Consider the following 23,097-nt stretch of genomic DNA (forward strand, 5'->3'; position numbering starts at 1 on the left):
CTTCGCTTATTGAGCTACAAGGTTTAAAATTAAGAGCTGACTGTTTATAGCTCGCTGGTTGTGCTGAAAACACCACTAGTTAGATGTAGATGCGATGACTATGACGGGCGATTCGGGTTTCTTGTTGAGAGACAATTACCCAAGTAGAAATGGTTACTAGCACACGCTATAGTACTGACAGACACGACAAATCGGCTCCCCTCATTGGAGTTTGTGTGGATAGTACCTCCCGTGTAGCAGAAGTATCATTGCATGAGAGTGAAAGGCGATTTCACGCCGTATTCAACGGCACTTTCCAGTTTATCGGATTGCTCATAACAGAAGGCATCGTGCTTGAGGTAAAGCAAACAGTACTCAACTTTTGCAGACTAAAACCACAAGACGTAATTGGGCGTTCATATTGGGAAATATGGTGGACGCTAATTGTCAGCCAACAACATTTGCGATATATACTCTTCTCCATCGGAGAAATAATTTACACTTCCAAAAGTTCAGGATATTTTCTTAGCGAAAATTTTGTCGCTATTGCAGGTTATTGGGAAAAACTTGAATGTCCTGGCTTTTGGGCTAGCTATCTCCATTCGATTACGCTGGGATTTGGTACAAAGTTTACTGTCATTCTGTAATTAAATAATAAAAGATAAATTGAGGTAAATTATGCCCAAAATTTTAATAATAGAAGACGATGAAGCAGTCCGTGAAAATATTTTAGATTTGCTAGAAGCAGAGGATTTTGAAACTATTACTGCGGCTAATGGCAGAATCGGTGTACATTTGGCTATTAGCGAAGTTCCTGATTTAATTCTCTGCGATTTGATGATGCCAGAAATTGATGGTTATGGGGTGCTAACAGCATTACGCCAAGATCGATCAACGGCAACAATTCCCTTCATTTTTCTCACCGCGAAATCTGCCAAATCTGACTTCCGTCAAGGTATGGACATGGGGGCAGATGACTATATAACTAAGCCATTTACTAGGGCTGAATTATTAAGTGCAATTATAAATCGTTTGGAAAAGTACGCTACTTTAAAAAAGTACTTATCTCCTCAGAATATAATTAATAATTTGTCTCCTAAAATGCAGTTGTTAGAAATTAGTTTACACCGGGTTATCAAACAACATAAATTTCAGGAATTTGAAATTTATTATCAACCGATAATCGATATTTCTTCTGGAAAAATAGTAGCTGCTGAAAGTTTACTACGCTGGCGAAGTCCAGAATTAGGTATGGTTTATCCAACACAATTTATTCCGTTAGCAGAGTCTAGTGGTTTAATTGTTCCTATTGGCAGATGGGTATTAAAAAATGTATGTAAGCAAATAAAAATCTGGCAAGATGCCGGAATTAAATCATTGATTATTGCTGTGAATCTGTCAGTAATTGAATTTAATCAACCAGATTTTATTCCGAAAATAGTCAATTTTATAGCAATGAATAACTTGCAACCGGATGATTTAGAGCTAGAACTAACTGAAAGCATGATTATGCAAGATGTAAATAGTGCGATCGCTACTATGACCAAATTACAATCCTTGGGTATAAAAATTGCGATCGATGATTTTGGTACAGGCTATTCTTCCTTAATTTATCTGAAAAACTTACCAATTAACACATTAAAAATCGACCGTTATTTTATCCATAATGTTGCTAACGATCCACAGAAATCAGCCATTACTAAAGCATTAATTCAAATGGCTCACAATCTCAATCTAGATGTAATCGCTGAAGGTGTAGAGACGGAAGCGGAACTAGATTTTTTGCGCCAACATAACTGTAATTCTATGCAAGGTTTTCTATTTAGTCGTCCACTGTCAGCAGCAGAATTTGAAAAACTTTTATTGACTAACAAATGTTTATATGTATGAATGTTGGGAATTGGGAATTGGGAATTATTTTCCCAGCACCTAATCTTCTCATAGGTTGACTAAGTAAGAAAAATCGGACTTTAGACAGGTGGCAATGATCAAGTATTAAGTCTAAAGTAAGAAAATTATGTCATGGTGTCTACTGTCATGAAAGTCTTTGCGCGTTTCTTGCTACCAGTTTTTTTATTGACTTTGGCAGCAGCGTGTAACCAGACTCGCGCTTCCTCAGATAATCCCACACCACAAATATCTGTATCTTCTACACAACAAACACAGAATTCTACACAGCCAAAAAATATTGTCCGCACTGAAGCACTTTCACCTACGCCCATTCGGATAAATCTCAAGAATTTACCAGCACCCTTCGCAACAGAAAGTGCTTCCAAGCGCCCTGAAGTTGTACCTATTCCGCAAAATCCGGTGCTGCGCGTACCACGAGGCTTTACAGTTAACGTCTTTGCCGAAGGTTTAGATGCCCCACGCTGGCTAGCTTTAACTCCCAGTGGCGATGTCTTGGTGACTGAAACGGGGCAAAACCGCATTCGTTTGTTACGTGACAGCAATGGTGATGGTGTAGCCGACGTTCGAGAAACCTTTGCTAGTAGTGACAACGGACTCAATAGACCATTTGGAATGGCTTTTGCAAATAATTTCTTTTTTCTAGGAAACACAGATGCTGTAGTGCGTTTTCCCTATACCCAAGGCCAAAACAAAATTACGGGTAAAGGGGAAAAAATCGCTGATTTGCCTGCTCAAGGTTATAACAACCATTGGACGCGCAATGTCGTTGTCTCGCCCGATCGCAATAAATTATATGTCTCCGTTGGATCGGGAAGTAATGTGGATGAAGAACCCCTACCACGCGCTTCGATACAGGTAATGAATTTAGATGGTTCCCAGCAGCAAACTTTCGCTTCTGGCTTGCGTAACCCGGTTGGTTTAGATTTTCATCCTATAACTAAGGAACTTTACGCCACTATTAACGAACGCGATGGAATTGGTGATGATTTGGTTCCAGATTATCTGACACGGGTTAAACAGGGGGCATTTTATGGTTGGCCTTATGCTTATCTGACACCAAACAACCTCGATCCGCGTCAAAAAACAGATGGCAAAAGTAAACGCCCCGATTTAGCAGCCCGTACCCAAACGCCAGATGTGCTGTTCCAAGCGCATTCAGCAGCATTAGGTTTGCAGTTTTATGATGGTAAAACGTTTCCAGAAAAATACCGGAACGGTGCTTTTGTTGCTTTTCGTGGTTCTTGGAATCGCGATCGCGGCACTGGTTATAAAATTGTATTTGTTCCCTTTGATGCTAAGGGGCGATCGCTTGGCTACTACGAAGACTTTCTCACAGGCTTTTTGCTAAATCCTTCTGTACCAACCACTTGGGGACGACCTGTAGGTTTACTCGTGTTGCCAGATGGTAGTTTACTACTAACAGAAGAAGCTAATAATCGGATTTACCGGATTCAGTATAAAGGGGGGTAAACAACTTTTATCCCGTTTACGGTAAATTTACGGTAAATTACAGAAAAATACTAATACTCATCTGGTTGAGAAATTGATTATGACTCCCAATGAAAATAATACTCAGTCAAATATCAACGAATTGCCTCCACATTCAGGTACACGCTATTGGGGTGAGGTGGAGGTGATCGAAGAGGGAAATACTTATAGAATTAGCCGTGTTGAAATCAAGCCCAGGCACGGAATTAAACCACAAATCCATTATCATCGTAATGAACATTGGGTTGTAGTCTCCGGTGTAGCCAAGGTAACTTGTGGCGATGCAGAAATATTACTGAATCGAAACGAATCAACTTATGTTCCCGCAGCAACCCTACATAAGGTAGAAAATCCTGGACATATCCCCCTAGTTATTCTGGAAATTCAAAATGGTGAATATTTGGGCGAGGATGATACTGAGCGTCCTTATGACTTAAATTTGGTCAAAAATGTAGCTGAAGGTTAGTCAGAGACGCGATTAATCGCGTCTGTACAAAAGTGAGGAGTTGGGATTCAAGTGATTAATGCCCAATGCCCAATGCCCAATGCCCAATGCCCAATGCCCAATGCCCAATGCCCAAATCAAAACCACCCTTCTTGTTCTATGGTTTCAATCAGCTGTAAGCCACGGGGATCGCCTACTCCTAAGAGTGAAGCTTTCGCGTCTTCTCGGACTCCCAAATCTTTATCTTCAGCAAAGGCTTGAATTAGAGCATCGATCGCTGTGGCATAAACTACATTAGAAGGTAATTCGCGGCAAAGTTGACCAATTGCCCAAGCACAGTTACTCCGTACTGCTGCAACGGGATCGTTGACTAAGGCTTCAATTAATGGTGGTATTGCCCCTATAACTGCTTCATAACCCACTTCTGCCATCTGTGCTAAGGCGCTAGCAGCCCACAAACGCACTGCGGAAATGTCAGTTCTTAAGGCATCTGCTAGGGGTGGTAAAGAACGGCGATCGCGACAGTTTCCTAAAGCCCAAACAACGCCTTTACGCACATAGCCATTCCAATCACTGTTTAGTTGAGCAATTAATGGAGTCACTGCTTCTGAACTAGGATTGCGTCCGAGGGCATAAGATGCACTCACCCTGACTAAGGGACAGATATCAGTTAACAGGCGAATCAGATGGGGTGTAGCACGCGCATCTTCTACATCACAAAAAGCACGCGCCGCTAACATTCTTTCCTGGGGCTGGGGATTTTCTAGGAGGGCTAGCATCAATTCCGGATCGGGCTTAACCACAACTGAATCGGCAGTTAGCGGCTCTATTTTATCTAGGGGGCTTTCTAGTTCCTCCTCAATATCGAGTAGGCTTAGATCGTCTTCGTCATACATAATTTCATTTCAATCCCGAAAAGGGATTAACATATAATCCCCCGTGCCAATAAGTTAAAACTTTATAAGTTGCGTAATTATACACTTTCTTTTCCCCTCGTTGAGTTTTATCCAAACGAGAACCGCTATATACTCAAACGCTAAAGTATATTATGGCTATCCTCTAGTTTATTTTTCTGCACCCAGGAATTTTACCATCCACAGGGATTGGGTTTGATAACCTAACTGATTGTAAAGATTTAATGCTGGTTTGTTGGATTGAAACACTTGTAATCCAATTTGGCGATCGCCTCTTTGAATAGCCCAATTCTCCACATATCGCATCAAAGCTGTACCAATACCCAGTCGCCGATATTCTGGCACAACGTAGAGGATAAAGATATGAGCATGACGATTACCCTGCACTTGATCTATGGCATTGCCTACCCAAAGGCAGGCAATTGGGGATTGGGAATTGGGGATTGGGAATTGGGGATTGGGAATTGGGAATTGGGAATTGAGAATTGGGGATTGAGTATAATTATTCTCCTTGTCCCCTTGTCCCCTTGTCTCCCTCATCTCCCCGCGCTCCCCCTCTTCTTCTACCCACCACAAAGGCGTATCGCTAGAAAAGTATTGCTTAAGAGTTTGTTCTAGGTGAGAAAAATCTTCATTGGGAAAGAGATCCTCGTAAGTTCGGTGCATGAATTTAAGCAGTAGCGATCGCTCCAATGTGGAACCACGGCGAATCATATACCCTGGTAGTAGTTGCTCAGACACTTCTGGCATTTATTGAGTTAACTAGCTGAGTTTTGAAGTGCGGGTGGCAAATTAGCAGGAGTGGGTTGAGAACTTATCCCTACCTCTTCAATTGGTGCAGGTGCTGCCATATCGGATGGTAAAAAGATGCGGGCGCTGACTGCGACTAGGGCAAAGAGAAATACCAAAACTGCAAGCAGTGGGGCGATGTATTGACGAAAAATAGCCATATTTTAATTGCAAAGAGAGCTAGAAACTTTTATGCTAATCTAGCTGAAGATTTGTGAAGTATTCTTTATTTTAGCAATTTTCTGTATTTAGGAATTGGGAATTGGGAATTGGGAATTGGGAATTGGGAATTGGGAATTGGGGAAGAAACTTGTTAAATAATTCTCCCTCATCTCCCTCTACTCCCTACTCCCTACTCCCTACTCCCTACTCCCCTAGTATTATTGACCGCGTTCTAAGTCATCAAGCACTCTTTCGCAATACCAATTTTCCGGCATTCCAGGATAAGTTTCCTTTGCCTGTTCAATTAACCGTTCGGCTGCGGCAGTGTCACCAGATAACTTAGCAATTAGCCTATTTTTGAGATAGCTATCAGATACACCATCGTCTACCTGGTTTGGTATCCCTTGATTTATAGTTGATGGTCGAGACTGATCTCTTCGTAACTGCCAAAATAAAACGTAATAAAGTGTACCAAAAATTAAAATTAGGCTGAGTGTTCCAAAAAAAGTTAGGAGATTAAATGTCAGAAATCCCAGAACTAACTGGGAGAGAACATAGCCAAGTAATAAACCAGTAAGTAAGAGAATAAATGTGCCTACAGCAATAACTACTTGATTCCCCATATATCCTCTTCTTCGTCGTCAAGTCCTGGTCTGGATAATACTACCACTGGCTTGGGATTCCAAGGGGCAAAAAATGGCAATAATAGTAATCCTGGCAAAGCTGCTATTGCTGTCAGTAGAAAGAATGTAGACCAACCGGTGGCTTGTGCCCATGTACCTGCTGGAGCCGTGACAATATCTCTACTAAAAGCTTGTAAACTGGAAAGTAAGGCGTACTGTGTAGCTGAAAAGCTTTGGTTACAAAGACTCATCAAAAATGCTACAAAAGCAGCAGTTTCTAGACCAGCACAGAATTGTTCGATATTAACGGCTGCTAACATGAGATAGAAGTTTTTACCAACTACTGCTAACGCAAAAAAAGCCAAGTTACCGACAGCTTGGAGTATAGCAAATATCCAGAGTGAGCGATTAACACCAATTTTAGTCATTATTGCTCCTGCTGCCAAAGTGCCAACAATAGTGGCGAAAATTCCCAATGCACCAGGAAATGCGATGTCGGTTTGAGTGAAATGTAAGCCTTTATCTAACAAAAATGGGGTGGATACATTCTTTAGTAAAGAATCTCCCAGCTTGTAGATCACAATGAATACCAAAATTAAAAGTCCTTGTAGCCAGCCATGACGCTGGAAAAATTCAATGAAGGGTAATTTGACGGCGGCGGATAAAGTCTGAGGTGGGCGATCGCGCAGTACTGGTTCTGGTGCAAAAATAGAACTTACCAAACCTACCAGCATCAACAGCGACATCAACAAGTAAACGGTTTGCCAAGGCATCCTATCTGCTAAAAATAGGGTGACATAACCAGTTACTAGAATGGCAATGCGATAACCCAACAAGTAAATAGATGCCCCAGCACCTCTTTCTTCTGCTGCCACTACATCAGTGCGGTAAGCATCAACTAAAATATCTTGGCTGGCGCTAAAAAAGGCAACGGCCACAGCAGCAATTATTAAAGGTTGTAGCCCTTGGGATGGGTGTTGTAAAGCCATTGTAGCTATACTTAACAGTAATGCTACTTGTGTAATTACCAGCCAACCTCTACGTCGCCCCAAAAAAGGCGGTACAAATCTATCTAGTAAAGGCGACCAGAGAAATTTTAAAGAATATGGTAGCTTAACTAAACTAAAAGCGGCGATCGCTGCCAAGCCAATCCCTTCTTTGGTCAACCACGCTTGTAATGTCTGACTGGTTAAATACAACGGCAACCCTGATGAGAAGCCAAGAAATAACAAAGCTCCCATCTTCTGGCTGCCAAAAATTCGTAGCAGCGATTTATTTACTTGCACAATATTGAAGATTCCTTGTTATCTAAGTTGAATTGCAGTTATCTTGCCATACCTGCTGTCTAATTTCGTATAAGCACACAAATCTGCTAATATTTTCTTTATTTAAGATACATATCAATGCTGCTCTAACAGTGTGATTATTCCTTAATTTTCCTTAATTGAATAAATCTCATGCCCCTTGATTTCTACCCCGTATGCAGCAAGGTATTTTGCCCAACCTTCACGAGTGCCGATAGCGCTTTTGTCTTTGAGCAATCCTAATTCCTGTTCTTGTTGGGTGAGTTTAGCAAATTCTTCGTAGCGTGGGTAGTCGCTAGTAACAAATGTTTCTTTTCGGTGCAAAATTGGCGGATTTGCTCTTGTTGCATAGTCTCGGTGAGTTATGAAGAGAGTTTTTAAGTCAATACCGATGCTGGCTTTTAACGCCGGATGGGGATCGGTGTCGAAATCAGGGTAAAACAGATAGGATATTTGCGGCTTATCAGTGTGATATTTGATCAATGTGGCTCCATCTACACGCCCAATGGTGCGGCTAGCGCAGCCTTCACAGATTCGCAGCAAGGGATCGAGTGCTGCAAGTGCCGAAATATGGACATAAAGGGCACCGCGTGTATGTTTACCTATTTTGCTTTTTTCACACGCAGCTTGAATTACTCCAGATTTACCTAAGCTGAAAAGTTTTTGGTCGGCTACTTGACAAGCTTCCTCATAGCTGCTGAAAAAAGCTTTGATATCGTGGCGCATTTCTGGGGCTAGCTTTTGCCATGCGGGACGTTTATCAAAGTGAGTCAGAGCGAGATAAACTTGGATATCGAGAGAACGACGATAAGCGATCGCATCCCATTCAGCCTCATCAGTAGCTTGCAAAACTACACCAAAGGCGCGGCGGAAGTTACCAAACTCACTTAGCAATTCTTGTTCATTTTCCAATTCGCCTTTCACGGGTAGTCTACCGCGCTTGGTAAAAAACGCCATGAGTGGTTGCAGCTGTTCTTGATAGTCTTCAAACCGCTTACTGGGGATGCGGACTCGCGGTGTAGAAGTCTTAGAAAAGAAGCGGATAGCTTTGTAGCTTTCTTTTTCGGCTTCATCTCGAAAAACAAAATATACGCCTAGTGCGATCGGTACTGCATCGACATTTAGAACTTCATCAATATAAGTTTTAAGTTCTTGTTGCTCGTAATATTTCTGAAAAGTGTTGCGACGCGTCACAATGCCATCATTGTAAGCAAGTTGGGTTTTGCTGGGTGCGTTAATCAGGATTTGAGCAGCGACAATTAAAACTTTGCTGGCGAGTTCCCAAGCTTGGATAAGGCTTTGACGGCGTTCCTCTGAATCTTCAATAACGTTGAGGACGTAACCCAAATTGACCACATCGGCGGCGGTGCGTGGGACATCGGGATGGTAGTAAGGATCCCAGCCTGCGCTGGTGTAACCTAAGTTTGCTACTCGCTGCACATCACCACCATAGCCGCAACCGTAGTCAAAAAAAGTGGTGTCTGGATTGAGGATTGCCCATTCCATTGCCAATCGTACAGGGCGAGAGATGTCGGGGCGAGCGATCGCAGCTCGATGACGCTCAATTTCTAGCGCTTCAGGCATAATAATTAGTTGTCAGTTAACAGTGAACAGTTAACAGTCAACTAATATACTTTCAATCTTTGACCGCCAGTTCAATTAAATCTTCAATTTTCTTGATATTTGGATCGCCTGCTAAGTAGCCAATACCGCGATGCAAATGCAAACGGAATTGGGTGGCGAGGGTTTCTTTGTCGGTGGGATAGCCGTCATTATGACAGCGTTGCTTGAGGGCGAGGAGGAGTATATCGGACATTTCGCCGCCGAAGACGCGCCAAGTCATCTCGACGTTGCTATCTTGAGGAATTGGGACAGGGGAGGGTGTGGTTGATTCTGCGAGGGAACGGCAAAACGCCCAACGGCATAGGATATTCCATTGGTCGATTTTGGTGCTGCGCTTAAGTTTGGTAAGTTGGTCTTTGGCTGTTTGAGAAAGTTTTATTCTTTCGATTGGCGATTCCATGATTAAAGGTTAAAGAAATACTTTACATTATGCTTTCACATAAGTAACGAGAAATAACAAATGGTTAATTACAGAACTGATACCGTCTCTTTATAAAGCTGCTTCAAATACTAGATTTTTTTAACGCAAAGGTACGCGGAGGTTAGCGCTAAGGTACGCAGAGGTTTTTTAAAGATAATTCACTATGTCTCAAAATAATTAGGCGCATCTTCATAGAGAATTGGTATTACGCAACTGGCACATGATATTTGTAGGGTGTGTGACGCTGCGGCAAAACCCTGTATATAGATGAGGATCTCATAGCGTCACGCACCGTTCTTTAGTAAACGTGTCATGGGTAAGTCCTGAATTAATTTGGTATAATATCCAATTACACATATAAATATCAACGCCCAGTCATACAAAACTCCTACTGAATTATTCTGTATAAAATTTTATTTTAAAAGGATATTATGGCTAAATTACAATTACATTTTAATGGTTCTTTTGCGCTCAAAAAAGATGAAATAAGTAGGCTTCTTCATGCTGCTGCCCAAGATAAAGGCTTAGATGATAGCTTGCCCAATTTGATGGAGAAAACAAGTTTAGGTAATGTCAAAGTAGGAAGAGTAAAAAGTTGGGCAGGACGTGCAGGGTTAATTAAGAAGAATCGTCCCAGTCTGGAAGGAGAAATTGTCTTGCGGCTAGACCCTAGCTTTGAGTCAAATATTACAGACTGGTTGATGCACTTCTATTTAAGTTTTGGCGATCGCGGTCTAAAACCAACACCAGAGAATCCTGCTGATTGGGGTGGATGGTCTTACTTTATATATACATTTTTACCTCGTTATAATAAATTTACGAGTGAAGAATTGCTATATCACAGTACATCGGTTTTTGAAGAAGAAAGCAAAGTAATTTCTGACAGAATTAAATTTATCTTACGAGCATACACTGAGTTCCACGCTTTAGCAGCTTGCAAGTTGATCACCAAACAAGAGGATAAATATGTTAGCGGAGATGCCCGTTTACCTAACTCTTATTTAGTGGGATATTTCTTGGCAAAGTTGTGGGAACGTGACTTTAAAAGTGAAGGTTCCGTTCTCACTGAGTCGATATTGAATGAGAAAATGGGACTTGCTGCCGTACTGGGAGTGAAAGCAGAGGCATTACAAGAACAGCTAAATGCAATGGAAGCTTATGGCATCATCGAACAGCGACGGGCAGTACCTCCGTTTCAGGTGATTCCGCGATGGGATGAACCCTTGGCACTGCTAGAGAAGGCGTATGACAGATAAAAATTACTTGCTGCTGGGAGATGCCAGACCTGATGACCGAATTCATCTGCTACTTTGGGACACACCTGATGAAAGCGAACTGCTGCGTATCGCTCATTACAACAACGCCCATCGGGTCAATTACCGAAAAAATTTGCTACAACGGATTCATCCGGGAGAAAGTTTTCTTGCTCTTCATCACAATTTAGATATCGAACTCAGTGCCATCAAGTTAATGTGTTCTGGGGTTAGCAAACAGATTGTTTTACTCGAAGGGTTAGATTGTCTGATTACCTATCTGCAAATCACATCTGGCAGTCGCATTACCCTTTTCTGGAAACAACTGGAAGAGACGCGGAAGCTAGAAAGACTGTTATGGATACTGCTACCCCAGCCACTAGCACCGAAAAATTGGCCGCCAGAGCGAATTAAGCGTATTCCTTCAGGATAATCATCCTTTTGCATCTGCCATTTTAAATTTACTATGCTCCTCAACCAACTTGTTGAAATCAACGAAAAGGGTAGTATTGCCAGTTCTGTGAACTTTGGCATGATTGATGATTCAGAGAATAATTTATCTTTATGCGAAAGTTTTATCTTTAACTACGACCCAACAAAACCGGAGTCATCGACAGTTGGTATTTTGGATGCGGTGCGCCGTAGCTATCATAGTGCGAATCAGCCGAACATCCATTTGATGATTCAACAGTATGGTAAGGGTAAGTCGCACTTTGCGATCGCAATAGCCAACTTTTTCCAAAAACCTTTCCAGAGTCAGGAAGTGCAAGAGATTTTATCACAAGTGGAAAAGGCTACATCTGGGAAAAGTCAGGCTGTTCTTGAAGGCTTGAAGCTTTTTAAACAAAATCAACGCCACCAACATTTAGTTATCTGTCTAAGTGGTGACACAGGCGGCGATATTAGGAAGCAATTTCTGCAACAACTCGTCAAAAGTCTTGAAGTAGAAGGTATTCAGGATTCTTTAGCACAACATATATGCAGCGAACCCTTACGCTACTTGGAAAGTTTGAATCCAGAGAATAGGGCAAAAGTAGAGAAATATCTACAAAGTATTGGTAATCCTGATAGTGATTTAAATTCTCTCATCCGCTTACTCAGAGAAAATAACTCTGGTGTTATATCCACTGTTAAAAAACTTGCCTTTGAAATCACGGGATTTACTCCTGATTTTACTGCTGATGTAAATATTCAAGCAATTTTAGAAGACCTGATAACAAATCATTGCACTGGACAAAATGCCCACTTTCAAGGTATTTTAATTTTGTTTGATGAGCTAAACCAATATCTGAAAGCTTGGGCAGCAGATGATATTGGTGCTGGAGGTACGGCACTGCAAAATATTACCAATATTTGCGAAAACTATAAAGGGAAAATCGCTCTTTTAAGTTTCACTCAAATTCATCCTGGTCAAGGAGTTGGGATTTCTGCCAATGTAATATCAGAATACCAAAAAATTGCAACTCGCCTTGCACCAAAAGATGGGACTACTTACAACCCCGCTTCTAGCTTAGAACTAGTTATAGAGAACTTATTGCTGCGAAAAAATAATGCTAATTGGCAAACATTTCGTTCTAAGTGGGATAACACTCTCAGGAGAGAAGCTGAAACAGCTTTCGAGCGAAGAATTAAAATTTATAGACAAAAAGGCTGGTCTTTTCAAGAGTTTTATACCCACTTATCCGAGGGTTGTTTTCCCCTCCATCCTCTGACGGCATATCTACTGTGCAACCTTGATTTTACCCAAGACCGGACTGCTATCCAGTTTATAAAAGGCTATGTCAAAAATTTTATCGCAACTCAACCTGTAGAAAATTCTGGAAAACCCAATTATATCTATCCCATTGCTTTAGTAGATACCTTTCTAGAGAACTTTTCTAACTATCCTGTTTATACTCAATATAAAAAAGCTGTAGATTTAGTTCTAGGTGCTGATGATACAGATGAATTAATTGCTGTCAAAGCTTTATTTTTATATGAAGCTAGTGGAGAAAAACTGACCAAGCCCGACCGGGAAGATCATCAAGAAATTTTACTAGCTTTGACAGGTTTATCTAAATCTAAACTCCAGGTAGCGCTAGATAAACTAGAAAAGGAAAGAGATTTAATTTACCACCGACCAGAGGTTAAACTTTACCGTTTCTGGGAAGGAATTAACCCTAAAGGTATTCAAGAAGAAATTGAGGAAAAAATCAAATCACTCACAACATCTATTAATGATGTAGTGACCTACTGTAGTGAGATTAATATTCTTAAACAATATCCGTCTAATACTAAAATTAGTGCTACCCAGTTTGTCAAAGATAACAAATTAGTGAGTGAAGACTGGCAGTTTGAACGTAAGATATATAGTATTGATAAATTCATTAGAGCGCTAGAGAATAATCGGATTCTGAAAGATACCAAAGAGAAGGGAATTTTAGCTTATGTTCTGACAGAGACTCAAGAAGAGTTGCAAGAGTTTCGTAATACTATAGCTAATTATTTATCTAGAACACCGATTAAAAATCGTATAGCCGTTGCTATTCCTACAGAAGAAACTGGAAATTTAGCCCGGATTATTCTACAGATAAAAGCTCTTGAAGAAACTGACAGTGCTGATAAAAGATTGTTGGGAAAAGCGTATCAAGAACAGCTTCAGCGCTGGCAAGAAGAGGCGAACAAGCGGTTAACGAGGTTATTAAATAATTGCACTTATTATTGTGTAGGAATCGAGAAAATTCCCTCTGCTGAACAACACAAAGCACAACGAGTAATCAGTTTACTGCTACAAGATTTGTATCCCTTCGTTCCGCCTGTGGATGAAATTGATAAAATGCGTTCAGACCATCAGACAGGTAAAAAGATTGTCGGCTGGACTGCAAAACAAATCTTCATAGAAAATAATATTAGTCAACAAACGCTTCAAGACCAGTCTTATAGGACTGTTCTTGACCAGATTTTTGTCAAGTTATGGGGTCTATTTAAGAAAACGTCTGATAAATATATCGTTCAAGAACCAACTCATGAAAAAATCCGCGCTGCTTGGGATAAAATCTCTGAAATAACTGACTTAAAAGGATTACCAAAAGATACTTTTGACTTAGAAAAAATTTGGCAAGTACTTTCTACCCCACCTTTTGGTTATAGCGAGTATAATTTTACCATGTTGCTAGCAGGATGGTTGGCAATCCACCGCAAAGAAGTTATTTTACGAGGACGCATCAAACTTACCACTAAAAAAGCAGAGATTGTTCCTTTACAAGATAAGTCTCTGCAAGCTTGGGGCAATACTGATATTCTGCAAAACCCCACAGCATTTGTTGAAGAATGGATTATTAAACAAAAGTCTAAACTGATTCGTCGTCAACAAACACAAATGCCGACTCTTGCGGCATCGCCTATAGAATATGACCAGGCACAGGAGTATCTAGAAGCCGTTGCTGCTTTTTTAGAGTCTAATGAACCGGAAGGGTTAGAAAAAGAAGAATTAACTAAGAATAGAAAGCTGGTGAGTGCTGCGGTTGCTGAAATTGACAAGTGGTTCCAACCGACAGAAGTACTGGAAAACTTACCTCGTGAGGCACAGTTGGCAGCACTGTTACCACTTTACCCGCAACTGTTGAAGCGATCGCCAAACACTTTAATTTTACCAACACAACAACAGCGCGATCGCTTCTCCCAAGCATTGCAAACTGTCAGTAATAAAATTGACCAACTTGTAGCAGCAGAAAACAAACGTGCTGAGTCACTATCTACCGAACAAGCTTGTAGTGCTTATCAAATAGAAATTCAAGGAATTATTGACCAGATTACCCAGATTACAGATTTGCCTCGCCACCTAATTGAGAGTTTGCAAAATGCCTTCCGTACCAGCAACATCAGATTAACAGACATCAGGCAGCAGGCAGAAGCAGGGCAAAAGCAAGCCGAAGATACACAAATCATGCAGAATATTCGCAATTCTGCAACTAAAATCCAAACAATTCATCTTTCTCAAGAAGCGCTGCAAGAAATTGAAACTTTACAATCTCGCTTCAATTATCCTGATAAATTTAAGCATGAAATTGCTGAACTTGTGCAGTTAATTCAAAACAAAATCACTAGCGATCGTTCTAGTTTTGCAAATCTCAAAACTCGACTCCAGTCAGTAAATAACCTCACAGAATTAGATGTTATTAATACAGAATATGCCAAGCTTGATGTTGTCTTTCAAGATTCGGCTGATTACCAAGCCTATCAACAACTACAACCACAAATTCCGAGTTTAAAGCATGACCTAGAGCAAATACAAAGTCTGGAAATTCGCTATCAACAAAGTGATTCTATTGCCAGTTATAATGATGTTTTGGCAATAATTGCTAGTCAGCAGTTGAATATCCATAATACTGACCGCTTTCAAGAGAAAATTTATCAGTTAGAAGTAAATGTTAGGAATAAAATACAGGAATATCAACAAAAACAATCACAAATTATTCAGCAGCAACAAGCTGCTGCCCAGAAATGGATCAAAAATTTAGAAACCAGTTGTACTCAAATAAAGCAATCGTTTGATGATGCAGAGAAACTAGAAGCAGCAAACAAGTTATTGGAGCAAATTCAAGCTAAAAAATCTGATTATATTAACTTAATTAGTGTAACAGAAACTCAGTTACTAGAGAATATAGAAGGTCAATGCGTTGAGGAACAGAAGAAAGATATAACCAATCAAATTTTCGTACTGTTACGGCAACTTCCCCGTTTAGGGCAACAAAATGTGTACGAGAGGTTAGGGCAAATTCTCTCAGAAAAGACGGATGAGTGATAAACATATCATATTAGACCCTACTGGATTATACGATATTCCCTCCGGCTATATCCCTGTCACCACAGAAGTGGAATGGATACAGTTTTTTGGTGTTAGTACTACTCCCTGCTGGGTAAAAGGTGAGCGATTATGCGAATGGGCAAAAACTTGGCTGCGAGTGTGGAATAAGACTGAGGAAATCGCGGAAATTAAAAAACATCCTCGCAACAAACTAGCACAATTGTTTGATACTGTACCCTTACCCCATGACTGGACTGACGAACAATTACTGATTTTTGCTACCAAGTTAGATGCTTATCCCCAAGAAAACCCTATTGCTCACTTTTTGGCAGACAATATTACGGAAATTAATGGGCAGATATGGTTTATTGAACCATCTATTTCCCATCTCGCCGCTTGGTTAGCAATTTCGGTTCCACAAGAATACAAACCTTTTGAGCAAGTTTGGCAGCAGCAGTTTAAGGAACATGAGTTAGCAACTTACTACCAGACTGAAGATAAATTATTGCTTTTGCGTCGCTGGTTAGGCATAGCAGAACCAGTTTTGAACGACATCGGCAAGTATCCCTTGCCAGTTCCCGACTTACTAACCGAAGAGTTTGATAGCTACTGGGAACAACTCATCTCGCGCACCGAAGGCAAAGTTCTGGATTCCCTAAAGCCTACTAACCAAGTAGGTATGGAGCGGATTGCAAATTGTGCTTACAAACTTTTCGGCAATCGACCTAACTGGATTAATCGGGCAAGGGAAGCCAAAGTTACCCCCTATCTGAGCTATCAGCAGAAGCAAGAATTAAGCTTTAACCAACCTCCACCCCAACCTCTGGCTTTAGATGCTACTCCCCAAGAAGCTTTAGCTTGGGCTACAAAAGATTACCTACCCTTCCGTCGCTGGGAAGTCATCAAGCAATCTGCTGCTGTACCAAAAATTAGTGAGAGTTTGGCAGATAGCTTTGTCGAATGGATACTCCAGCACTATCCACAGATGCAGGTAGATTCTGTAGAAAATTCGTACCTCAACTACAGCGTTGCTTCAAAAGTGCAAAATCTTTGCCAAGAAAGTCCTGTGTTATGGGTTGTGGTCGATGGCTTGGGATGGTTAGACCACTTAGAACTGCTATCTTTTCTAACAAAGGATTACAAACTCGCTGTAGAAACTGCGATCGCACCTTACTTTAGCATCCTGCCCACCAAAACAGAATATGCTAAATGGAGTCTATACGCTCAACTTTTGCCTAATGATTCTGGTTGGGTTGCTGATGCTGGTAAAGCTTTTGTAAAAATGGGTGTAGGCAAACGTTATACAGATGGACAAGTTGACAAACTCTACAACGCTTTAAGAAAAAAGACACATAAGTTGTATTGCTGGGATACAGATGAGTTCGATAGTCTTTATCACAGTAAAAAAGACTGGCAAAGCTTTTACGAACTCGACCGTCCCCACACTCTAGAAGGTATTGCCAAAAAGATTGATTACTGTTTGCAACAATACCCCAATCCAGAAGCACTGAGAATAATTATTGCCAGCGACCACGGTCAGATGATGGGTACTTCTGAAAAAATTACTGACTGCCCCCCAGGACTGGAACCCAAGGGAAGGATGGCCATTGGTAAAACTGATGATAGCAGGTTTGTGGTTTTAGAAGGCGATCGCTACAGCCTTCCCCATGACATTAGTATTGTCAAAGGCTCCGCTAGCTTAAGTTCTTTCAGTTACACTAGCAATAAAAAAATTATTGGTTCTCACGGGGGGCTATTTCCTGAAGAAGTTGTAGTTGGTGTATCTGTGCTGCGAAAATCTATCCAACGCCATCCTGTATCAGTTTTTTGCTTGGGTGAAGGTAAACCCAAACAATCAGGAGAACTGGAAATTACTATCGATAATCTCAATTCAGTACCGCTAACAAACCTTTGTCTATATATTCAGGAATTGCCCTCTTTTCAGCAGGGAAAACCATTAGCACAGCAAATTCTAGCCCATCAAAGCTGTAATTTCAAAATAATAATTCCCGAAGTGCCAGAATTACCACCAAATCAAGAAAATGACTTATTCCTATCTGGTGAATTAACCTTTCGATTTGCCAATGCTGAAAATGCAAATGCTGCCCTAGTTCCTGAATCGAAAATTATCGTTAAGCAAATATTCAGTAGTGGATTTAATATAGATGAATTCTTATGAAGGAATAACCTACAATAACGATTTAGTTCATGAGATTTTTGGTAATCTCTGTATTGATAAAACTAGGTTGCCATCCAGTGGACTCAGTTCAATTGGTTTACCTAGTTTTGTTGCTGAATGGCTGCTAGATAAAATTGTCCCTGGTTCGGGAACACTCACATCTATAGAATTAGAAAAAGTCAATAACTTTATTCAAAAAGCATTTCCCCGCAAAGATGACCGTAACGAAATTATTTTTGATCTGACTCAGGGAGAAATACGAAAACTCATTGCTCTAATGCAGGTACGCATCAAATTAGAACAGGGAGGAAGAACAATTCCTGAACCATTGGCACAAATTCCGGCGTTAAATTTAACTGAATGTAGCATTGCTACTGATATCGTAGAACGCTATAAAGTACTTTTACGCCAAGGAATTTGGGGGAAAATTACTTTAGCTATGCTTCCCGACGGTAAAGTAGAAGTGATGGACTTTGAACCATTTCAATGTTCGCAAGTTGACTTGCAAAGTTATGCCGAATGTCGGGCAAGATTCAATACCCAACAATGGCGAGATTTAATATTTTGCTCAATGGGTTTTAACCCTCAACATCCGAGTTATGACCAGGAAGCAAAAACATGGATATTGGCTAGGTTGCTATCATTAGTAGAACCTAATTATCATGTCATAGAACTAGCTCCTAAAGGCACTGGTAAAAGCTTCTTTTTTGAAAATATCAGCAGCAAAGTTAGTTTAATTAGCGGTGGTAAAGTTACTCCCGCCCAATTGTTTATTAACGGTAGAACTAAAGAAGTTGGTTTACTCGGTCGTCATCAAGTTGTGGTTCTAGATGAAGTTCAAAGTTTAACATTCGATAATCCTGAAGAGGTCATTGGCCCACTAAAAAATTATCTTGCTAGCGGTCGTTATAATCGCTCTGGTTTTGCAGATATTTCTAGTGATTGCGGGTTAGTGATGCTGGCAAATATTGAATTAGATGAGCAATTACAACCACGCAATGAAGATAATTTAATGGCTAACCTGCCAAAGTTTTTTACTGAGACTGCATTATTAGACCGACTATCTGGGATTATCCCTGGTTGGAAAATTCCCAAGTTTCAAAGAGAAATGGTAGCTTCTCAAGTTGGTTTAAAAATGGATTTCTTTGGTGAAGCCTTGCTATCTCTACGCCAAGATAATCGCTTCATGTCTTACGTACAGCAGCATACTCACTTTGAAAAAAATGTTACGATTCGCGATCAGAATGCCATCCTCAAATCAGCATCAGGTTTTCTGAAAATTCTCTATCCCCATTTAGAATTAACATTAATGGACTACGAGGATGATTGTCTAAAACCTGCTTGTAAACTGCGCCAAGCTATCCGAAATTCACTATATTATCTGGATGATGAATTCAGGCAGCTTGGTAGAGAAATTCATGTAGAAGCAAAGTAACAGTCAATATCTACTACCAAAAATATCCTGGTTGTATGGTTGTTTGACGGGTAGCGGAGTCGTATTTGAGGAGATATTCACGGGCGATCGCTTCATTTTCTCGCAGTGTTTCGACTTCTTTTTTGCCAATCTCCGTATCCGTAGATAACAAAATGACTTGGTGACTGGCGGAAGGAAAGTAACGTTCAACTAAATTACTGCGGTGCGAGGAGTCGAGTCTACCTAGTGGCGTATCGATTGCTACTGGTAAGCGGTGTCCAGAGACTTTGGCTAAACCCCAGAGGAATGCGATCGCTAATAATTGTTTTTCCCCAGCAGAAAGACGATGTTTCGGGACTGGTTTACCATTTAAATCATATAGAGAAAGTCCAAATGTATTAGTATCAATGGCGATACGATGCACTAAATCTGATTTATGGAGAAGATAAAGGAAGCAATTTTTAACTTCCTCCTCTAATTTATTGAGTTTTCGCAGAGTTAATTTTTCACGAAAAATCTTAAGTGTTTCTTGAACTTTTGCTGCTGAGGTGATAATATGTTCGTTATTTTTATGTTTAATATTTTCGACCGTATATTCACTCAATTCTCTTTTTGACTTGGAAATAATAGTTTCTAATTCAGCTAAACGGCGGCGGATTGTTTCATAATTTGCTTTAGCTTCAACAACTTGATTTTGTGCCGCTTCTAGTGCTTGACGCAGCTTTGTATAATCTTCTGGTGCTGCTGCTGTTTGCACTTGTCTTTCTAGACTGTGAATTTCTTCTTCTTTTTTTTTGATAATAGCTAATTTCTCTTTTGCAGAAAGTTGAGAATTTTGTAAGTGATAGATGAGATTATCTAGCTGACTTAATGTTTCATCATCGGCTAACAACCAAGGTGCTTCTATCTGGATAGTCTTTGTATATAAATTATCTACATCTTGGACTAGAAATGATTGAATTTTTTCAACTTGAGTCGGGGAAATTTCCACTTGATTTAGCCAAGCGAGTAAGCGCTGATCTCGCTCAATTAACAAATCTTTAGAAATTTGTACCTGTTGGTGGCGAAATTCTTTTCCTCCCTGTGCTTGCGCCTGATTAAGTAAATTAGGAATTAATGCCAGAGGTAAAACATCAGCCGCTAATTCACGCATTGACTGACGTACTTGTTCAATTTCCGCAGTTTTTGTATCCTGTTGTAGTTCTAGTTGATTGCGTTCTGCTGCAATCTTCCCACCTTCAGAAATAAATTTATCAAAGGCTTCTTGTTGCTTTACTTCTAATTCTTCTAATTGATTTTTTATATTTTCTAAATTCTGTTCATTTTCTTGATAATCTTGTTGCTGTTGTGTCAATCTTTTTTCAATTTCTTCTATGTTTGATAAATCCTTACTATTACCAAATTCTTTACGTTTGCGGTTGACTAAAATATCCAAATCAACTACTAAACGATCAGATAATTCTAGCCCTAAAAGTCCGCGAATGGCTTCAATTACAATCTGTGGTGGTGATTCCTGTTCTGCAAGGTTTCTTACTTGTTCACCATCGAAGAGAAATAAATTAGAAATTCCTAATGGCAGCAGATTTTCTATATAGTCATCCCAGGTATTCACCAAAGAATCAACAGGCCAAGTATCATCATCGCCTAAAATTCCCAAATAATCTTTACCATCTTTAGGATTTTTTTCCCAAGTTCTGACAATCCGATATTTTACTGGTTTATCATCTTCAATGTGTTCAAAAACTAATTCAATCCGGGTTTTTTCGGCAGGGTTAGCTTTACTATTAACACATTGGTTCAGAAAATCGTTATAACTCAAATTACCACGGGTAGAACATTGAGCGCGATGACCATAAAGTACAAGGCGGATAGCATCCATTAGCGTAGTTTTCCCCCCACCATTCATCCCGCCTAATAAAATAATTGGGCGCAGATTTTCATCTTTTCTTGGATCAAGATTGATTACTTGTCTTCCAGAGTAAGGGCCAAAGTTTTGTAGTACAAGTTCAAGAAATATCATTGATATTTAAGAATAAAATATGATGAACAGCAAACTTAAAGCTTTGTCTCTCTATTTTTATATTTTATATTTGCCCAAGTCTTAGCCTCATCAGCAGATTGTCTAGCATTGGTTACGTCAGCTTGTTGTGTCGTTACGTCAGATTGTGCATTCGTGACAACAAAATCTGCTAAAGTTAGCTGCTTGACCTTTTCAATATCACCTTGTTCAGCTGCTGCTTTCAAATCCCGTTTCAAATGAGCATTTTTAACCGCTTCATCTTTAGAACGCGAACTAGTAGTAAAGCATTTTTCTAATGTGTCATAGATTCCCACGCGCCGCGACATTTTACGAAATTGGCGTTCTGTGTCCAAAAGCTTCGCCATGAGTTCTAAGTGCATAGTGTCATCTGCACAGATTTCTTCTAACACAGCCCATTCATCGCTACCTAATAAGCTAAGGTCAGCACCAGGACGGGGGTCTTGAAATTCTTCACCAGTCACTTCTTGATAAATACGGGGTAAGCTATCATCAAATTCGTGTTTTTCTTCTAGCCAAATGCGGCGAATCTCGCTCATTTCTTCGAGAGTAATTAGGGTGATATCGCGCATATTTTCTGGCGCTGTTTGACGGGTTTTTGTTTGCGCTTCTAATAATCGTCTGAGCCAATGTTCGCGCCAATATTTTGTATATGGGCCAGGTATTGGTTCAACAGAAATTTCCCCGTTTTTATTGCGTTCAAATAGTTGGACATCTCCCCAAATCCGTCGAAAATCTCTCTTGTCCCAGTCCTCTTTAATATCTAGTTCATTACGAATATCTAATAGAGGCTGCATCCATTCTTTTTCTTCATCATTTTGGATCATTGCCTCCATCGATTTATCCTTACTAACAATTGTGCAAACCCAGCAGCCAAATCGGGAATCACCACAGCTAGGAGTAGAAGTATCAACAACTAGTGGACATTCATTATCGGCTGTTGCACCTCGATACATAGTGAATAAGTCTTTGTTACTATATCCCCAAGAATTTTGCCACTGATTTAAGTAAATCCAAACTTCATCAGTACGCCAATCTTCGATAGGAAGATAAATCAATGAGTTAGGTCGGTTGGGATTCGTATTTATATGATCGCGTACCCGCCATTCTCTATGTTTAGCCATCGTAGCTGCACGTTTAGTACTTTCAGCCTTGCGTGTACCTAAGACAAGAATTACTTCACCACTAGACCTAATAACTGCACGGATAAAGCTGTCAGATGGTTGAATTTTAAGGCGTTCAGTACACCATCTAAATCTGTTTCGCGGTGCTGGGTAGCCTTTCCCAATTAAGTTTACCCAGAAGGTATCCTTAATTGCAGGATAAAGCAAATGGGGCTCAATTGGCATTTCTTGCTCAATAGCCGCAACTTTCATCTGTTCTAAAGAATTACGTACCCAAACAGAGACTACAGGGTTTTCTACCAGCGTATCAGTTGTAATAACATGGATGGTTTTAGTTCTCTTTTCCTGGGGGAGTGCTGCGATCGCATTCCAGATCAGCTGTAAGGTGGCAGTACTATCTTTTCCGCCCGAATAGCCCACCACCCAAGGGATCTCATCTAAACAGTATAATTCTTGAATTTCAGTGGTGAGAGCTTGGATATAATCCACTAACTCTGCTACAGTACGTAATTGCTGATTTTTATCTTCTTGCTGTTGTGCTGTAGCCATTTCTTCTTACCTATGGATATTTTTCACCCTTCCTTGAATTGTTCTGAGGGTAGCCACTGTATTGTACAGACTTTAAGGCAAAAAATTAATAAACC

The 23,097-nt window shown here is 40.3% G+C and carries 18 protein-coding genes; 9 read left to right on the forward strand and 9 right to left on the reverse strand.

Going from position 1 to position 23,097, the window contains the following annotated elements; all coding sequences use genetic code 11:
- The first annotated feature begins 149 nt into the window (after positions 1–149).
- The 4 genes from V7K98_RS08035 (at position 150) to V7K98_RS08050 (ending at position 3,844) form a co-directional block, all read left to right on the forward strand.
- Positions 150–626, forward strand: a complete 477-nt coding sequence (locus V7K98_RS08035) for a hypothetical protein (protein WP_335020503.1) — start codon at positions 150–152, stop codon at positions 624–626.
- Positions 627–657: 31 nt separating this feature from the next.
- Entirely contained in the window at positions 658–1,869 is a 1,212-nt protein-coding gene (locus V7K98_RS08040) for an EAL domain-containing response regulator (protein WP_335020505.1), read from the forward strand.
- A gap of 147 nt (positions 1,870–2,016) precedes the next feature.
- Positions 2,017–3,360, forward strand: a complete 1,344-nt coding sequence (locus V7K98_RS08045; RefSeq protein WP_335020590.1) for a PQQ-dependent sugar dehydrogenase — start codon at positions 2,017–2,019, stop codon at positions 3,358–3,360.
- A gap of 79 nt (positions 3,361–3,439) precedes the next feature.
- Positions 3,440–3,844 (forward strand): phosphomannose isomerase type II C-terminal cupin domain, encoded by a 405-nt coding sequence (locus V7K98_RS08050; RefSeq protein WP_335020507.1) that lies wholly within the window; start codon positions 3,440–3,442, stop codon positions 3,842–3,844.
- 116 nt (positions 3,845–3,960) lie between these two features.
- On the opposite strand, the gene V7K98_RS08055 is transcribed toward V7K98_RS08050, so the two are convergent.
- From V7K98_RS08055 to dndE, 7 genes are all read right to left on the reverse strand, one after another.
- Positions 3,961–4,719 carry a HEAT repeat domain-containing protein gene (locus V7K98_RS08055; protein WP_335020509.1) on the reverse strand — a complete coding sequence of 253 codons (759 nt, stop codon included), beginning with the start codon at positions 4,717–4,719 and terminating at the stop codon, positions 3,961–3,963.
- A 168-nt stretch (positions 4,720–4,887) separates the two neighbouring features.
- Entirely contained in the window at positions 4,888–5,487 is a 600-nt protein-coding gene (locus V7K98_RS08060) for a GNAT family N-acetyltransferase (protein WP_335020511.1), read from the reverse strand.
- 8 nt (positions 5,488–5,495) lie between these two features.
- Positions 5,496–5,687, reverse strand: coding sequence for a hypothetical protein (locus tag V7K98_RS08065; protein ID WP_335020513.1), 192 nt, complete (start codon positions 5,685–5,687; stop codon positions 5,496–5,498).
- 219 nt (positions 5,688–5,906) lie between these two features.
- Positions 5,907–6,311, reverse strand: a complete 405-nt coding sequence (locus V7K98_RS08070) for an ABC transporter permease (RefSeq protein WP_335020515.1) — start codon at positions 6,309–6,311, stop codon at positions 5,907–5,909.
- Positions 6,296–7,597 carry an AmpG family muropeptide MFS transporter gene (locus V7K98_RS08075; protein ID WP_335020517.1) on the reverse strand — a complete coding sequence of 434 codons (1,302 nt, stop codon included), beginning with the start codon at positions 7,595–7,597 and terminating at the stop codon, positions 6,296–6,298. Before V7K98_RS08075 ends, V7K98_RS08070 begins: the two co-directional genes overlap by 16 nt.
- 144 nt (positions 7,598–7,741) lie before the next feature.
- The gene (locus tag V7K98_RS08080) at positions 7,742–9,199 is read right to left on the reverse strand and encodes a DNA phosphorothioation-associated putative methyltransferase (protein ID WP_335020519.1); all 1,458 of its coding nucleotides are present in this window, start codon (positions 9,197–9,199) and stop codon (positions 7,742–7,744) included.
- A 52-nt stretch (positions 9,200–9,251) separates the two neighbouring features.
- The gene (gene dndE / locus V7K98_RS08085; protein ID WP_335020521.1) at positions 9,252–9,638 is read right to left on the reverse strand and encodes a DNA sulfur modification protein DndE; all 387 of its coding nucleotides are present in this window, start codon (positions 9,636–9,638) and stop codon (positions 9,252–9,254) included.
- 452 nt (positions 9,639–10,090) lie between these two features.
- Here dndE and V7K98_RS08090 point away from each other — a divergent pair, with 452 nt between their 5' ends.
- From V7K98_RS08090 to brxL, 5 genes are read left to right on the forward strand one after another with little or no spacing between them, the layout of a single operon-like run.
- Positions 10,091–10,915, forward strand: a complete 825-nt coding sequence (locus tag V7K98_RS08090) for a DUF4007 family protein (RefSeq protein WP_335020523.1) — start codon at positions 10,091–10,093, stop codon at positions 10,913–10,915.
- Entirely contained in the window at positions 10,905–11,345 is a 441-nt protein-coding gene (locus V7K98_RS08095) for a hypothetical protein (protein ID WP_335020525.1), read from the forward strand. Before V7K98_RS08090 ends, V7K98_RS08095 begins: the two co-directional genes overlap by 11 nt.
- Before the next feature lie 33 nt (positions 11,346–11,378).
- Complete coding sequence (locus V7K98_RS08100; protein WP_335020527.1) at positions 11,379–15,695, forward strand: hypothetical protein; 4,317 nt, start codon at positions 11,379–11,381, stop codon at positions 15,693–15,695.
- Positions 15,688–17,877, forward strand: a complete 2,190-nt coding sequence (locus V7K98_RS08105; protein ID WP_335020529.1) for a hypothetical protein — start codon at positions 15,688–15,690, stop codon at positions 17,875–17,877. Before V7K98_RS08100 ends, V7K98_RS08105 begins: the two co-directional genes overlap by 8 nt.
- A complete protein-coding gene (gene brxL / locus V7K98_RS08110; protein WP_335020531.1) occupies positions 17,864–19,312 on the forward strand; it encodes a BREX system Lon protease-like protein BrxL in 1,449 nt (482 codons plus the stop codon). Before V7K98_RS08105 ends, brxL begins: the two co-directional genes overlap by 14 nt.
- Positions 19,313–19,325: 13 nt before the next feature.
- On the opposite strand, the gene dndD is transcribed toward brxL, so the two are convergent.
- Both dndD and dndC read right to left on the reverse strand, forming a co-directional pair.
- The gene (gene dndD, locus V7K98_RS08115; RefSeq protein ID WP_335020533.1) at positions 19,326–21,311 is read right to left on the reverse strand and encodes a DNA sulfur modification protein DndD; all 1,986 of its coding nucleotides are present in this window, start codon (positions 21,309–21,311) and stop codon (positions 19,326–19,328) included.
- Positions 21,312–21,346: 35 nt separating this feature from the next.
- Positions 21,347–23,002, reverse strand: coding sequence for a DNA phosphorothioation system sulfurtransferase DndC (gene dndC, locus V7K98_RS08120; RefSeq protein ID WP_335020535.1), 1,656 nt, complete (start codon positions 23,000–23,002; stop codon positions 21,347–21,349).
- Positions 23,003–23,097: the final 95 nt, after the last annotated feature.

The sequence above is a fragment of the Nostoc sp. genome, from assembly GCF_036917435.1.
Lineage (GTDB): Bacteria > Cyanobacteriota > Cyanobacteriia > Cyanobacteriales > Nostocaceae > Nostoc.